This is a genomic window from Streptomyces sp. NPDC033270 (genome assembly GCF_055576575.1).
Map to the genome: position 1 here is coordinate 1 of NZ_JBVIRA010000020.1, position 14,673 is coordinate 14,673.

Here is a 14,673-nt window from a genome sequence, read left to right on the forward strand (position 1 = left end):
ATCGTCCACGTAGACCCACTACGAGGACGACCCTCCGCCTTGCGATCGCACGCACCAGACGCCGCAGGCCCCGCCCTACGGGCGGACGACGGGACCTTGCGGACACGACCTAGGGGCTCACCGGCTCACCCCTTGCTGACCGCCCCCAGGATCTCCGGCAGCCGACGGGCCACGCGGGGTGCCGCCACCCGCAGGCCCAGCTCGGCGATCACCGCGCCGTAGACCGCACCGACCGGCAGCAGGACCCACAGCAGCGCGTGCAGGTCCGCGACGTGCAGCCAGATCGTCAGCGCCAGCAGCGGCGAGCACAGCACCGCGCCCACCAGTACGCCGCCGAAGAGGCTGAACCACGCGATGGCGCCCTGCCCGGGAGCGACGTTCTTGTTGCCCTCCGAGGGGATCGAGTACGGGAAGAGTGCCGACGACAGCGCGCCGGTGGCCATCAGGGCGCCCAGCACGGCCAGCGAGAGCCCGTAGACCTCCACGAAGTCCGACCACGGCCCGATGAGTGCCGCGGAGCCGACGACGACCAGCGTGACGTACGGGACGGCCACCATTGCCAGCGCCAGTGCACGGGCCCGCAACTCCTGATAGGCGTCCCGCCGCGTGGCGATCGTCGAGGCGACCATCCAGAACGCCGAGGTGTCCTGCCCGAACTGGTTGTACATCTGCATCCCGAGCAGCGCGGACGCCGAGAACGCGGTGTAGATGCTGCCGTTGCCCTGCACGGACGAGACGATCGGCACCAGCAGGCCGACGCCGATCGACGTCGCCCAGGACATCTTCGACTTGGGGTCGCGCCAGGCGTAGCGCAGCGTGCGGAGCATGACCGTGCCCGTACGGCCGTCCGGCAGCAGCCGCGCGAGCCCCCGCTCGCCCGTGCCGGAACGGCGCGCGCTGTCCTTCTCGACCGCCTGGAGGGTGGAGGAGTCCGGCGACGTCATCAGGGCGGTCAGGGTGCGCTGCCACCACCACAGCAGTGCCGCCAGTGCCAGCGCCGCCAGCGCCAGCCCGGCCAGCGCCCGCCCGTACGCGCCGTTTCCGGCGTCCTCGACGGCGCTGACGGCCGAGGCCGGCGGCACCCAGCGCAGCACATCGCCCAGCGGCTCCAGTACGGACAGGCCGTCGGGGCGGCCCAGTCGCTGGGCGGCGATGTTGACGCCCTGTGCGCCGATCGCGATGAACAGTCCGCTCAGGACGGCGAGATCGCGGCCGCGGCGGCTGGTCAGCAGCCGCACCGACGCCGTGGCGACCGCGCGCGCCAGCGAGACGCACACCAGCACCACCAGGGCGACGGCCACGACGCCGACGACCGCTCCGACCGCTCCCTTGGCCACCGCGATCACCGCGCCGGTCACCAGCGCGAGGGTGACGACCGGGCCGATCCCGACGAGCGAGGCCACCAGCAGCGAGACGATCAGCGGGCGCGGCCGCAGCGGCAGCATGACCAGCCGGGTCGGGTCCAAGGTCTCGTCGGAGGCGGGGAAGAACAGCGGCATCACCGCCCAGCCCAGCGTGAGCAGGCCGGTCAGCAGCACGACCAGTGCTCCGACGTGGGCGTTGCCGCGCAGCGCGGTCAGCCCCAGCACGACGACGGCGGCGAACAGCAGGCCGACGAGGACGGATCCGACGTACGCCAGCGTGCGCCCGGTCGACTGGCGCAGCCCGTTGCGCAGCAGCGACAGCTTCAGCCGTACGAAGACGGCGGTCGGGGACGGCGCGGCGGCCGGCCGCGCGGCCACCGCGGTGGATTCGGTGCTCATCGGGCGCCGCCACCGCCCAGCCAGTCCAGGCTCTGCCCGGCGGCGCGGTCGTTCGCACCGACCAGTTCGAGGAAGGCGTCCTGAAGCGAGGGGGCCGCGCCGCGCACCTCGTCGAGCGGCCCGTCCGCCCGGATCCGCCCGGCGGCCATCACCGCGACCCAGTCGCACAGCGACTCGACCAGCTCCATCACATGGCTGGAGAAGATCACCGTCGCCCCGGAGGCGGTGTAGCGCTCCAGTACGCCGCGGATGGTCTGCGCCGACACCGGGTCGACGCCCTCGAAGGGCTCGTCGAGGAAGAGGATCTCGGGGTTGTGCAGCAGCGCCGCGGCCAGCCCGATCTTCTTGCGCATACCGGTGGAGTAGTCCACCACCAGCTTGTGCTGGGAGCCGGACAGGTCCAGGACGTCCAGCAGCTGGTCGGCCCGCTTGTCGACCTCGTCGCCCGGCAGGCCGCGCAACCGCCCGGTGTAGCCGAGCAGTTCGCGCCCCGAGAGGCGCTCGAAGAGCCGCAGGCCCTCCGGCAGCACACCGATCCGGGACTTGACGGCGACCGGGTCCTGCCAGACGTCGTGCCCGCCGATCTCGACCTGCCCGGAGTCCGGCCGCAGCAGGCCCGTCACCATGGACAGGGTGGTGGTCTTGCCCGCGCCGTTGGGGCCGACCAGTCCGATGAAGCGGCCGGCGGGCAGCGTCAGATCGATGCCGTTGACGGCGATCTGCTCGCCGAACCTCTTCCACAGCCCCTGGATACGCACTGCGGGCGGGCCGCCCGCGGCCCCCGCCGCGGCCGACCCGCCCGAAGCGGCGGCCGATGTGTGCTGCGGCGGTGCCGTCGCGGCCCGCCCCTCGTGGTGTTCCGGCTCGTTGGCCACCGGTCCTGCCCTTCGACGTCCCCGCAGGGGCCGTCCTGACCCCCGTCCGACATCCCACGATACGAGCAGGTACCGACAGGCGGGCGCCGTGGGGCCGGGGGCGGCGGCGCCGGGACGCGGGTCAGCGCGCCCGGACCGCCGCCGCGTCCTGGGCGCAGGCGTACGCGAGCGGGCTGATCAGCTCGTCCGCGTCCGGCAGCCAGCGGTTGGTGGCGGTGGGGCGGCGCGCCCACTGCACCGAGCCGTGCGCGCCCACCCGGGTCGGCGGGGCGGCGATGTACTCGCCCTCGCCGCGGCAGATCAGGTCGAGGCCGGCCGGTGCCCAGCCGATCTCCCGTACCCGGGCGGGGACCTTGACCGCGGCACCGGGCAGGACGAGGAAGAGCATCCGGCGGTCCGGGGTGCGGGTGACCGGGCCGAGGGTCAGTCCCATCCGCTCCATACGGGCCAGCGCCAGGCAGCCCGCGGTCTCGGGTACGTCGAGCGCCTCGAACGCCCGGCCCGTCGGCAGCAGGATCGACGCCCGCGGCTGCTTGCTCCACATGCGGCGGACCGCCGTCGCGCTGCCGCTGGCCAGCCCGGCCCAGCCGGGCGCGGTGGGGTGCGCGCCGGGCGCGGCGCAGTCGCCGGCCTCGCACGAGCAGCGCAGCCTCTCGCCGTCGTGCTCCAGCCATGCGCCGGGGAACACGTCCCAATGCCGCTCTTCCGCGTAACGCACCGCAGTTTCGAGCAGCTGCTCGCCGCGCTGCTTGGGGATCTGCGAGGCTCCTGTGACTCCGATGGTCTCTTCCACGCATATGACAACTCTCCGTGTCACCAAGGGTTACGGCTGAATGGATGAGCTGCCCGGCGCATCGTTCTCGCACGTGGGGCGCATGGATGCACCGGTGGGGGCGCGTGTGCGGGTGGGGCCCGGTGAGCGGGTAGCCACCTGCGTGACGGGCGGAGAGGCCGCCCGGCGGCAGGCCGCGGTGTATGAGGGGGAGGCCCTGCACGGCGGTGCCGCTCTTTGCGCACGAGCGCCGCCGCACCATTCCCCGATCGTCAAAAGCAGTCGCGTGACCCACGCGTGTGACCGGATTCGGTGAACAGCGCTTCGCACGGGATGCCCGGAACCTTGCACAAACCGCTCATGAACCGGCATCCGCTGCAAAGCGTGTATCCATCAGATCCCGCCCATCACGCGTATCCGGGAACTCTCGGATATCCGGGATATTCGCGGGGCATCGATCACGGGGAACGGCGTTCGACGGCGAACGCGCAGCAGTAACCAGGGGGTACAAGCATGGCCGCCAGGCCACTCGTCGCGCGGCAGCCCAATGAGCGGCTGCAGGCGCTCATTCAGGAAGCCGCCTGTTCCAACGCGGGGCTCGCCCGCCGCGTCAACATGTGCGGTGCGGAACACGGTCTCGACCTGCGCTACGACAAGACCTCCGTGGCCCGTTGGCTGCGCGGGCAGCAGCCGCGCGGCCGCGCCCCGGCCGTCATCGCGGAGGCACTGGGCCGCAAGCTGGGCCGCACGGTCACCATCGACGAGATCGGGATGGCCGACGGCAAGAACCTCGCGTCAGGGGTGGGGCTGCAGTTCTCGCCGACCGTCCTCGGAGCGATCGAGCAGGTCTGCGAGCTGTGGCGCAGCGATGTCGGCCGACGGGACTTCCTCAGCGGCTCCACGGTCGCGGCCTCGGCGCTGGTCGAGCCCAGCCGCGACTGGCTGATCACCGGTGCGGACACCCAGGTCGCCCGGAACGCCGGGGCCCGGGTCGGGGTTTCGGACGTCGAGGCGGTGCGCGCCATGACCACGGCGCTCAGCGAACTCGACCACCGCTTCGGCGCCGGGCACGTCCGGCCGGTCGTCGTGCACTACCTCAACAGTGTCGTCTCCGGGTTGCTGGCCGGTTCCTACCGGGAGTCCGTCGGGCGGGAACTGTTCGCCGCGGTGGCCCGGTTGACGGAGCTGGGCGGCTATATGGCCGTCGACACCGGCCAGCCCGGTCTCGCACAGCGCTACTACATCCAGGCGCTGCGGCTGGCCCAGGCGGCCGGCGACCGCGGCTACGGCGGCTATGTGCTCGCCGCGAGCATGAGCCATCTCGCCGCCTCGCTCGGCAACTCACGGGAGATCGCCCAACTGGCGCGCGCCGCGCAGGAAGGCGCCCGCGGGCACGTCACACCGCGCACCGAGGCGATGTTCTGCGCGGCGGAGGCGCGCGGGCACGCCCTGATGGGCGACGGCCGGGCCTTCCAGGTGGTGGCGGGCCGGGCGGTCGCCGCGATGGAGCGCGCCCAGCAGGCCACCGACGCGGGCGACGACCCGGTGTGGATCGCGCACTTCGACCAGGCGTATCTGGCCGACGAACTCGCCCACTGCCACCGGGACCTGGGGCAGCCCGGGCCCGCCGGCCAGCGCGCCCAGGAGGCGCTGAACGGGCATCCTCAGGGCCGGGCGCGGCGCCGTGCCATCGGCATGCTGCTGCTGGCCGGCGCCCAGGTGCAGCAGCGCGAGGTCGAGCAGGCCTGCCATACGGGTACCCAGGCGGTGGAGCTGCTGAGCGGGCTGCGCTCGGACCGCGGCTCGGAGTATCTGGAGGACTTTCAGCTGCGTTTGGAGCCTTATCGGGACGAACCGGTCGTCAGGGAGTTCAGCGCGCGACTGGAGCTGCGGGCCGCGGCGGCGTGACGGGCCCGTGGCGGCGGGCGGACGATCTCGGGAGAGGGGGTGGATCCGCACGGTGACCAGGGGGCGTGGTCGAACGTCGCTGCGAACCGGTAGCGTGCAGCCGACGATTCCGTAGGTCTGCACGTTGGTAGGAGTCACGGTGACGCAGAGCGGACAGGGCCACGACCCGCAGAATCCTGCGGCCGGTCCCGCGCGAGAGGGCATTGTGCTGCCCGCCAACGGTGAGCCGTGGGTGCCCGACCAGCAGGCCGCGCCGCCGGCCGGCCAGCCCTGGGGTCAGCCCTGGGGCCCCGGTCAGCAGGCCGCCCCCGCCCCCGAGCCGTACGGGCAGCAGCCCGCCCAGGGGCAGGGGTACGGCCAGCAGCCGGGCTACGCTCAGCCGCCGGCGCAGGCCCCGCAGGCCCCCATGCCGCCGCAGGCGCCGCCCCAGGGGGGCCAGGGCTTCCCGGCGCCGCCCCAGGGGCAGCCGTCGATGCCGCCCCTGCCGCCGGCCCCGCAGGTGCCGGGGCAGCAGGCACCGCCCCTGCCGTACGGCCAGCAGGGCGGCCAGGCGCCTCAGGCTCCGTACCAGCCCCAGGCCCCGTCGCAGCCCCAGATGTCGTCCCAGCCCCAGCCGGGCCCCACGGGGGAGCTGGTGCGGGCGACGCCGCAGCAGGCCGCGCCGCTGCCGCCCGCCGCGGGCGACGCGGAGGCGACCACGCTGATACCCCCCTTCGACGCACGGTCCGGCGGGCCGGGTGCCGCGCCGCTGCCGCCCGAGGCGGCCGCGCGCCCCGAGACGCCCGACGAGTCCACCACGATGCTGCGCGCCATCAAGCCGCCGCAGGGCGGCCCCCAGGGCCGGCCGATGCCGCAGTCCCAGCCGATGCCCGGCGCCGCGGGCGACTCCGAGGCCACCCAGCTGATCGCCCCGGTGGGCGCCGGCACGCCGGCCCCGCCTCCGGGCGCGCCGTACGGCGTCCGCCCGGGCGCGCCCGGCGACCGTGCCACGCCCGCCGAGTTCGACGGCCTGTTCCGCGACGGGCCGGGCGTCCAGCAGACGGGCGCGCCGGACTCCACCGCGCAGCTGCCCCGCTTCGAGGACCCGGGCCGGCCGCCGTACGGCGGGCCGGGCCAGGGCTACGGCCAGCAGTTCCCGCCCGGTGGCGGCTACGACCAGCAGGCCGCCCCGTATGACGACGACGCCGGCGGCGGGCGGCGGCGCCTCGCCCCGGCCGTGATCATCGGCCTCGTCGTGGTGGCGCTCGCCGGCGCCGGCCTCGGCGTCGGCTGGGCGCTGAGCGGCGGCGACGACGACACCGCGAAGAAGCCCGGCCCCGGGAGCAGCGCGGCCAAGGACGCCGACGCCAAGGACGAGAAGCCGAAGCCGACCACCGACCCGGCCGAGGCCCAGGCCAAGGGCCTGGACGCGTTGCTGGGCGACAGCAACAACAGCCGCGCGTCGGTGATCGGCGCCGTCAACAGCATCAAGTCCTGCGACAACCTCGCCGGCGCGGCGAAGGATCTGCGGGCCGCGGCCGGGCAGCGAAACGACCTGGTCAAACGGCTGCAGCAGCTGCCCGTCGACAAGATCCCCCAGCATGCGCAGCTGACCGCGGCGCTCACCAAGGCCTGGCAGTCCTCGGCCTCCGCGGACAACCACTACGCGGCCTGGGCGGGCCAGGTCGGCGGGAAGAAGGGCTGCCACAAGGGCAAGGCCCGGGTCACCCGGCAGACCGCCCAGGGCAACGCCGCCAGCGGCCAGGCGACCGCGGCCAAGAAGCAGGCCGCGCAGATCTGGAACCCGCTCGCCCAGAAGTACGGCCTGACGGAGCGCCGCCCCGAGCAGCTCTGAGCGGCCGCCCGGGGCGAGGGCCGGTCCGGTGGGCCGGGCCCCAGGGCGTTTCCGCCTCCCCGGGCGGCCGGTCAGTCGTCCGTCTGCCGCCGCTCCAGCGTCTTGGTGACGTTCACAAAGCCGCCCCGCTGGGCGACCAGTTCGCCGTTGCGGACGACCTGGTAGGTCACCATGGCGTTCACGATGCGCGGGAAGTCCTGGACGGCGAGCATGTCGTCCTCGCGCCAGCGCAGCTTGGGGGTCAGGCCGCCGGTGTCGACGGCGCGGTCGCCGCGGTCCAGCGTCGTCTGCAGTCCGCGCGAGGTGATGTTCTCGACGCCCTGGTCGTCGAGCTCCTCGATCAGGGCGCGCAGGACGGTGTAGGCGATCCAGGTCGTCTGGACGCCCTGGTCGGCGGGGTCGACGCGGTTGTCCTCGAAGGCGAAGTCGTTGATCACCTTGCGCATCGGGTTCCAGCGGGGGTCGTCGGCGACCGGGTACCAGCCGGTGATGTCGGCGCCCTCCAATGGCCCGGACATACCGCCCGTACGGTTCAGCAGGGACTGGCCGACACTGCCGAGTACGGAGGCGACCCGGACCTTGGGGCTGTCCTCCTGGAGCCGGCGGAAGGAGTCGAAGAACGCGTCCGTGTGGTCGCCGAGCGCGGCCGCCACACAGGCGCCCGGCGCCTCGCCGCCCGCCTTCGCCCTGCCGTAGACGGCCGGGTCCGCGCCCACCTGCTCAAGGGCCCGGGTCACTTCCGCGGAGTAGTCGGTGCCGTCCTCGGGTGCCTTGATGTCCTTGGCCGGCTTCCGGCTGCCGCTCTGTAGGCCGGAGTTGAGCAGGGAGGGCATCTGGTCGCCCTGGATGGTGTCGGGGCGGACCAGCGCCACGTGCCGGCAGTCGCCCGCCAGCTGGCGGCCGTTGCCGGCGAGCAGGGAGGCCTGGCCGCCGTTGACGGGGTAGGACAGGGGGCTCTCGAACTCCTCGTCGGAGGCGCCGTAGCCGCCGATGAACGGGATTCCCTTGACCTCCAGTGGCGACATGATCTGGCGGCCGAACTGGCTGTAGGAACCGACGACGGCGAGCGCGCCCTGGCTCACCGCCCGTTGGGCGCACTGCGCGGCGGCCACCGAGTCGTTGCGCTCGTTGCAGGTCAGCACCCGCAGACGGTGTCCCCTGATGCCGCCGCGGGAGTTGACCCAGCGGGCGTACGCCTGCGCCATGGCCGGCATTCCCGGCATATTGGTCGCCTTGGTGTCCTGGGGCGCCCAGGTCATCACCGTGATCGGCTCCTTCTCCCCGGAACCCCCCGATCCGGGGAGGGAGCCGCAGCCGGCGAGTAACGACGCGATGGCCGCCGTACTTGCCACCACCGAAGCGATCGCGACCGCGGGAGCGTGGCGCAGGGGGCGGGAGGAGGAGCGTCGCCGTCCGGTCATGGCACCGCAGCCTTCCGTCCCGGCAGGAACGTCCGAGTGACGAAAGGGCAACGGGTGGTGACGTGGAGGTGAACTCCGGGGGGCCGCGGGAGATCAACAGCGAAGAACGTACGATCGAATACTGTGCAAGGTTCGGAGAAGTCTTCCCGTCGCGGCCGCCGCTCGACCACCATGGGCGGCATGCCACTCAACGACATGCCGTGGTGGCGCTGGCGCAGCAATGTGCGCTCCGCGCTGCACATGCTCTCCGACCCCGTGTTCCACCAGGAGACCTGGCTGGCCGGCCGGCCCGGATACGGGGATGTCACCGACGCCGTCTACCGGCTCGTCGAGGACACCTGGCTGGACAACTGGTCCGCCGACAAGTACATCGGCACGATCTTCCGTGACGCCCAGGAGGCCCAGCTGGTCGACGTCGCCGTCCTGCGGGTGCTGCGGATCATGCACCAGGTCGGCGCGGACGCCCCGGTGACCGCGTACATGGCGCACCAGGGCTGGCCGGAGGCCGTACGGGCGGCCCGTGAGGCCCATGTGCAGCTGGCGGCGGCGGACGGCGAGGACCCCGACGCCGCGCCCCGCTCGCTGGAGGTGCTGGCCATCATGACCGGTCAGGCGGACGCCCCGGCCTGACCTGCTCCGCGGGTGTGCGACCCTATGAGGTCATGAGAGAGCGAAGCGAGCGAGTCATTGAAGGGTGCGCGTCGAGCGTATGCGAGGCCGAGTGCAGCGAGGTTTCGGCATGAGTGAGTCGCAGCCCACCCAGTCCGGTCAGCACGGCCGGAACGATCAGTACGTCCTCACGCTGTCCTGCCCGGACAAGCAGGGGATCGTGCACGCCGTGTCCAGCTATCTCTTCATCACCGGCTGCAACATCGAGGACAGCCAGCAGTTCGGCGACCACGACACCGGACTGTTCTTCATGCGCGTCCACTTCAGCGCGGACGCGTCGGTGAGCGTGGAGAAGCTGCGGGCCAGCTTCGCGGCGGTGGGCGACTCCTTCGGCATGGACTGGCAGATCCACCGGGCCGACGAGAAGATGCGGGTCGTGCTGATGGTGTCCAAGTTCGGGCACTGCCTCAACGACCTGCTCTTCCGCTCCCGGATCGGCGCGCTGCCGATCGAGATCGCGGCCGTGGTCTCCAACCACACGGACTTCGCCGAGCTGGTCGGCTCGTACGACATTCCCTTCCACCACATTCCGGTCACCCGGGACACCAAGGCGCAGGCCGAGGCGCAGCTGCTGGAGCTGGTGCAGGCGGAGAACGTCGAGCTGGTGGTCCTCGCCCGCTATATGCAGGTGCTCTCCGACGATCTGTGCAAGGCGCTGTCCGGCCGGATCATCAACATCCACCACTCCTTCCTGCCGAGCTTCAAGGGCGCCAAGCCGTACCACCAGGCCCACGCCCGGGGCGTGAAGCTCATCGGCGCCACCGCGCACTACGTGACCGCGGACCTCGACGAGGGCCCGATCATCGAGCAGGAGGTCGAGCGCGTCGGCCACGAGGTCACGCCGGACCAGCTCGTGGCGATCGGCCGGGACGTGGAGTGCCAGGCGCTGGCGCGAGCGGTGAAGTGGCACAGCGAGCACCGGGTGCTGCTGAACGGCAGCCGCACGGTCGTCTTCGCGTAACAGCCGGAATACCCTCCACACCGCTCACGTTGTGGCCCCGAGGGGGCCCTCGGACCCCCTACGGGACATGTTCGACCGCCCCCTACGGGCAACCCCCCTTACGGACAACCCGCCCCTACCGGCGAGCCCCAGCGCCTCTGTCCGACGGGGCAGGCCCACGGAGATCGAAGAGACACCCGCTAGAGGCGGGACAGCGACGCGGTGGCGAAGAGGACGTCGCGGATCGCGTCGCGTTCGCCGTACTGGCCCGCGGCGGCCTCCTCGGGGGAGATGTGGCCGGCGGCCAGCTGGCAGAACTCGTCGCTGTCCAGGGCGATGTGTGCGACGGTGTGGTCCGGTGTGCCGAGGGCGGCCGGTGAGTCCAGCGCTATGTACCAGTGCCCGCCGCCGTTGCCCTCGACCTCCAGATGGAGCGTCCGGCCGGGGGCGCCCGCCTCGACCAGCCGCTGCGGCGGCGACGCGAGCCCGGCCCGACGGCGGTCGGCCAGTGCGCTGGGCAGCAGCCGGGCGGCGAGGTCGACCATGCGGTGCAGATGCCCGGCGGCCGGGGGCTCGTACGGATAGTCCACCGCCTCGGCGATGTCGCCGGCGTGCACCCAGCACTCGAAGGCGCGGTCCAAAAACGCGTCGCGCAGCGCGAGCTGGAAGTCGCCGTAGGGCACGGCGAGTTCGGCGACCTTGCCGCCGGCGAACGACACCTGCCTTATCAGCGAGTAGCTCTGGTCGCGCCACGGTCCGTGGGTGGCCAGCGGGCTCTGGGCCGTGTCGGCGGCCCGCCAGAACGTCTCCGTGCGGATGAGGGGGTTCGGGGCGCCCGGCGGGGCGGCGGTGCCGAGCGGGTCGGGCAGGCCGAGCGCCGTCGCGACCAGGCCGTCCACCGCCATCAGATGCCCCATGACACCGGCCACGGTGGTCTGCCGCTCTACGGGGCGCTCGCCCTCGAACCAGCGCAGCCGCACCGGGGCGCGCCACTCCGCCTCGCCCATGTCGCGCAGCAGCGCGTCCAGTTTGGCGGTCTCCGCGTCATAGGGCACCGCCCACTCGGGCACCGGGATACGGGCCGGCCGGCGGCCCAGGCAGCCCTCCAGCACCCGGGAGCGCAGCAGCGGATCCAGGTCGAGGCTGTCGGCCGGGTGCAGCAGTCCGACGGCGTCGCGCAGCCGCAGCGCCTCGTCCGCGCAGGAGGCGCAGTCGGTCAGATGCGCCTCCACGGCGGCGGTCTCCTCGGGGGAGCAGGCCGCCAGTGCCCAGGCGCCGAGCAGGGACTTCAGTACGCGGTGCGGCGGGGCGGGCGCCGGTGTGGGGAGTGGGGCGGGTGCGGTGGCGGGGTCGGTCACGGGCTCGGCTTCCGGTTCGCGCGGGGAGTTCGCGCGCGGGGAGTCTTGGCGGGGGATGGCGCCCGCGCCGGGATCGCCCGCCGGAGCGCCGGCGGGTGCGGCGGGCGGGTCCGGGAGTGGGCCGCGGTCCTCGGCGGCGGCGCGCGGTCCCGGTATCCGCGGCCGTTCACCGGGGCCGCCGGGCAGTTCGCGGTCGTCCCACTCGCCGGGGCCGTTCACAGTGCCCGTCCGCGGCCCGGGCCGGGCGGTGAAGCGGAGCCGGGGCCGCTGTGCCGGGCGTGCGGCGGCTGCGGCAGGCGGGGTGTGGCGGACGTGGCGCGTACCGTGCTCGACGCGTAGGTGGTGCGGTGGGCGGGCGGCAGGACCTGGTGGTTGTGGGCGGTGGACAGCAACTGCAGGCCCAGGCGCAGCCGGCGGCGCGCCTCGTCCTCGGTGACGCCGAGGTCGGCGGCGGTCTGGCGGTAGTCGCGGCGCTGGAAGTACGCCAGCTCCAGCGCCGCCCGCAGCGGCGCGGGCATGGACGTGACGATGTAGTCGGCGCGGGCCGCCGTGGAGGCGTCGCGGATCTTCTGCTCTATCTCGGCGGGCGCGGGGGCGTCCTCGCCGCCGTCGCGCGCCGAGGCGGCCTCGGTCTGGCGCAGCCGTGCCACGGCCTGATGGCGGGTGATGCCGGCGACCCAGGAGCGCAGCGGGCCCTGCTTGGGGTCGTAGGTGTCGGGGTGCTCCCAGACGTAGCCGAAGACTTCGCGGGTGATGCGGTCGGCGGCGTCCTCGTCGTCCAGGACGCGGTAGGCGAGGCTGTGCACGAGCGAGGCGAAGCGGTCGTAGAGCTCGCCGAGCGCGGCCGCCTCGCCGCGGGCGAGCCGCTGCTGCATCCGCCTGTCCCACCGCGGTGGCGCGTCGTGTCCCATCGGACCCCCATCCCTGCCCGTCGCCTGCAGGCTCACACCTCAGTCGTCACTCCTGCACACCTCTTGCCCAGATCTGTGTGCACGGTCACAGATTTCGCCGTGTCATCGAATGTAATGCGCGGGTCCGACAATGCACGCTCCTTTGCGGCAAACCGAACCCTGAGGGGGACGCGGGTGGTAAGAGCTGACGGCCGGAGCCCTTGCCGGGCGGCGGCCGACGCGTCCGGTGGTGGCCGCCGCCCGGCGTGGCGCGATGCTGGGCGTCGGTGCGGGAACCCGCTCGATCGGGGAGCGTTCACGCTCGTATGAGGTGATCTGTTATCCGGGTGTGATCAGGTGCCGGCGAATTGCCCCCGCCTCCTGGGCATAGCCTTGGGTGGCAACGGCTTGTTGCGCCGCGGACGCGCCAAGGATTCGTCAGTGTTTCAGGGCATCGAGGCCGGGCAGTCGAGCCGGGGAAGGATGAGTTTCGGACGCAACCGGACACATCCAGTCCGAAAGCGAGCGAAAGGCTTCGAGCGCGTGTCGTTGAAGGTGGCAGAGGACGCACAGGGCCCCTGGGCCGTACTCCAGGTCTCCGGCGAGATGGACCTGGTCACGTCGCCTGCGGTGCGCCAGCATGTGCACGATGCGGTGGCGGAGGGCCGGAGATCGCTCGTACTCGATCTCTCCGAGGTCCGGTTCTGCGATTCCAGCGGCGTCGGCGTGCTGATCGCCGCCCGCCGGCTCATGCGCTCCTGTCAGGGGCGGCTGCGGCTGATCCTGCCCGCGCAGGGCGCCGTCGACGGCTCGCACGTCAACCGGGTGCTCGCCGCGCTCGGCGTCCGCCGGCTCTTCGAGGTCTACCCGGACCTGCACACCGCCGTCGACGAGGCCGCCGCACCGCTCTCCGCCTGACACCACCGGGCCGCCCGCGCCACCCGGCCCCGCAGCGCCCCGCGCACCACGCTTCTCCCCGCCCGGCTCACCCCGCCGTGTAGGGGAACTCCGCCCGTACGACGAAGCCGCCGTCCGAGGTGTGGCGCGCCTCCAGCGTCCCGCCCAGACTCTGCGCCCGCTCGCGCAGCCCCACCAGGCCATGGCCGCCCCCGGGAAGCGCGGGGACCGTCGCCGTCGCGTCCGGCGGCCCGTTGCGGATCTCCACCCGCAGCCCCGGCGCCGTACGGCCCGCGTCCGCCCCGGCCTCCCCGTCCGCCGTGCCCGAGGCGCCACGCCCCCCGTCGACGGCCTCCACGGGGTCGACCCGGACCCGCACCCGCGCCCCCGGCGCATGCTTGCGCACGTTGGTCAGCGCCTCCTGGACCGTACGGAAGGCGGCCCGCTCCACGGTCTTCGCGCCGCTCGCCCCGGCCACCACACCGCCCTCGTACGTCACGTCCAGCGCGCTCATCTCGATCAGCCGCGGCAGCTCTTCCAGGTCGGGCTGCGGCGCCAGACCGTGCGCCTCGGCCGCCACACCGCCGTCCGCGCGCAGCACGCCGACCATGTGCCGCAGCTCCTCCAGCGTCCGCACGGACAGCTCCCGGATCGTCCGGGCCCCTGTGCGCGCCGCCTCGTCCTCCGTACTGACCTGCACCGCCCCGGCCTGCAGGCTGATCAGGCTGACCTGGTGGGCGACCACGTCGTGCATCTCCCGGGCGAGCCGGGCCCGTTCGGTGGTCTTGACCCGGTCCGCCAGCAGCCGGTCCTCGCGGCGCAGGCTGCGGGTCAGGTCCTCGACGCGGGAGGCGAGTTCCCGGCGGGTGCGCACCAGCAGGCCCAGGGCGATCGGTGTGGCCGAGGTGACGCAGGCGTCGATCAGCACCAGGGTGTTCTCGCGGTACTCGGTGAGCTCGAAGTCGGAGATCGGATACGGGAAGAAGTGCGCGGCGATCAGCAGCACCGCGCAGATCCCGAGCCGCGCCCGGCCGGGCCGCCGGGCGGACAGCGTGTAGAGCGCGATCATCGGCGCGAACCAGATGTAGCCGATGTACAGGCCGGGAAGGGTGACCAGGAAGACCGGCAGCGGGAAGCGGTGGCGCAGCAGCAGGGCCGCCGCGGCCACCACCGACACGCCCAGCTCCAGGGCCAGTTCCAGGCCGTTGACCAGCACCGCGTCGGCGATCGCCAGCAGGACCGGCACCACCACCAGGGTGACCGGGCGGGCCCGCCGCCCCCACGTGCCCCCTGACAGCGCCCGCCAGGCCGCCGTCCCCCGGGCGAGCAGCCGCCCGCCGCCCGCC

General features: G+C 73.2%; 12 protein-coding genes. 5 read left to right on the top strand and 7 right to left on the bottom strand.

The genetic code is table 11. From position 1 onward, the window contains the following. Positions 1 to 125 precede the first annotated feature (125 nt). The 3 genes from ACZ5XZ_RS25470 to ACZ5XZ_RS25480 form a co-directional block, all read right to left on the bottom strand. A complete protein-coding gene (locus tag ACZ5XZ_RS25470) occupies positions 126 to 1,763 on the bottom strand; it encodes a transporter (protein ID WP_468981847.1) in 1,638 nt (545 codons plus the stop codon). Continuing rightward, positions 1,760 to 2,638, bottom strand: coding sequence for an ABC transporter ATP-binding protein (locus ACZ5XZ_RS25475; protein WP_468981849.1), 879 nt, complete (start codon positions 2,636 to 2,638; stop codon positions 1,760 to 1,762). The genes ACZ5XZ_RS25470 and ACZ5XZ_RS25475 overlap by 4 nt, the downstream gene beginning before the upstream one ends. Positions 2,639 to 2,759: 121 nt before the next feature. Then, on the bottom strand, positions 2,760 to 3,431 hold the full coding sequence (locus ACZ5XZ_RS25480; RefSeq protein ID WP_384425146.1) for a bifunctional DNA primase/polymerase: 672 nt from the start codon (positions 3,429 to 3,431) through the stop codon (positions 2,760 to 2,762). 492 nt (positions 3,432 to 3,923) lie between these two features. Here ACZ5XZ_RS25480 and ACZ5XZ_RS25485 point away from each other — a divergent pair, with 492 nt between their 5' ends. Continuing rightward, positions 3,924 to 5,318 carry a transcriptional regulator gene (locus ACZ5XZ_RS25485; protein ID WP_468981851.1) on the top strand — a complete coding sequence of 465 codons (1,395 nt, stop codon included), beginning with the start codon at positions 3,924 to 3,926 and terminating at the stop codon, positions 5,316 to 5,318. 139 nt (positions 5,319 to 5,457) lie between these two features. After that, the gene (locus ACZ5XZ_RS25490; RefSeq protein WP_468981853.1) at positions 5,458 to 7,152 is read left to right on the top strand and encodes a flagellar basal body-associated FliL family protein; all 1,695 of its coding nucleotides are present in this window, start codon (positions 5,458 to 5,460) and stop codon (positions 7,150 to 7,152) included. A gap of 71 nt (positions 7,153 to 7,223) precedes the next feature. On the opposite strand, the gene ACZ5XZ_RS25495 is transcribed toward ACZ5XZ_RS25490, so the two are convergent. Then, entirely contained in the window at positions 7,224 to 8,573 is a 1,350-nt protein-coding gene (locus ACZ5XZ_RS25495) for an ABC transporter substrate-binding protein (RefSeq protein ID WP_468981855.1), read from the bottom strand. A gap of 171 nt (positions 8,574 to 8,744) precedes the next feature. Here ACZ5XZ_RS25495 and ACZ5XZ_RS25500 point away from each other — a divergent pair, with 171 nt between their 5' ends. After that, complete coding sequence (locus ACZ5XZ_RS25500; protein ID WP_468981858.1) at positions 8,745 to 9,203, top strand: SCO4402 family protein; 459 nt, start codon at positions 8,745 to 8,747, stop codon at positions 9,201 to 9,203. Between the two features lie 109 nt (positions 9,204 to 9,312). Further along, the gene (gene purU / locus ACZ5XZ_RS25505; protein ID WP_468981861.1) at positions 9,313 to 10,203 is read left to right on the top strand and encodes a formyltetrahydrofolate deformylase; all 891 of its coding nucleotides are present in this window, start codon (positions 9,313 to 9,315) and stop codon (positions 10,201 to 10,203) included. A 179-nt stretch (positions 10,204 to 10,382) separates the two neighbouring features. Here the strand turns inward: purU and ACZ5XZ_RS25510 are convergent, their stop codons facing one another. Next, positions 10,383 to 11,759: a zf-HC2 domain-containing protein gene (locus tag ACZ5XZ_RS25510; RefSeq protein WP_468981862.1), complete on the bottom strand. Its 1,377-nt coding sequence runs from the start codon at positions 11,757 to 11,759 to the stop codon at positions 10,383 to 10,385. After that, positions 11,756 to 12,451, bottom strand: a complete 696-nt coding sequence (locus ACZ5XZ_RS25515) for an RNA polymerase sigma factor (RefSeq protein WP_468981864.1) — start codon at positions 12,449 to 12,451, stop codon at positions 11,756 to 11,758. Before ACZ5XZ_RS25515 ends, ACZ5XZ_RS25510 begins: the two co-directional genes overlap by 4 nt. Positions 12,452 to 12,973: 522 nt before the next feature. Between ACZ5XZ_RS25515 and ACZ5XZ_RS25520 the strand changes: the two genes are divergently transcribed. Continuing rightward, entirely contained in the window at positions 12,974 to 13,348 is a 375-nt protein-coding gene (locus ACZ5XZ_RS25520; protein ID WP_384425161.1) for an STAS domain-containing protein, read from the top strand. 67 nt (positions 13,349 to 13,415) lie between these two features. Here ACZ5XZ_RS25520 and ACZ5XZ_RS25525 read toward each other — a convergent pair whose 3' ends face one another. Beyond that, positions 13,416 to 14,657 (bottom strand): sensor histidine kinase, encoded by a 1,242-nt coding sequence (locus ACZ5XZ_RS25525; RefSeq protein WP_468982158.1) that lies wholly within the window; start codon positions 14,655 to 14,657, stop codon positions 13,416 to 13,418. Between the last annotated feature and the right edge of the window lie 16 nt (positions 14,658 to 14,673).

What these genes read in the sequence shown, in the direction of transcription:
- ACZ5XZ_RS25470 (WP_468981847.1), bottom strand. Translation starts at nt 1,763, where the DNA reads ATGAGCACCGAATCCACCGCGGTGGCCGCGCGGCCGGCCGCCGCGCCG.
- ACZ5XZ_RS25485 (WP_468981851.1), top strand. Translation starts at nt 3,924, where the DNA reads ATGGCCGCCAGGCCACTCGTCGCGCGGCAGCCCAATGAGCGGCTGCAG.
- ACZ5XZ_RS25495 (WP_468981855.1), bottom strand. Translation starts at nt 8,573, where the DNA reads ATGACCGGACGGCGACGCTCCTCCTCCCGCCCCCTGCGCCACGCTCCC.
- ACZ5XZ_RS25500 (WP_468981858.1), top strand. Translation starts at nt 8,745, where the DNA reads ATGGGCGGCATGCCACTCAACGACATGCCGTGGTGGCGCTGGCGCAGC.
- purU (WP_468981861.1), top strand. Translation starts at nt 9,313, where the DNA reads ATGAGTGAGTCGCAGCCCACCCAGTCCGGTCAGCACGGCCGGAACGAT.
- ACZ5XZ_RS25515 (WP_468981864.1), bottom strand. Translation starts at nt 12,451, where the DNA reads ATGGGACACGACGCGCCACCGCGGTGGGACAGGCGGATGCAGCAGCGG.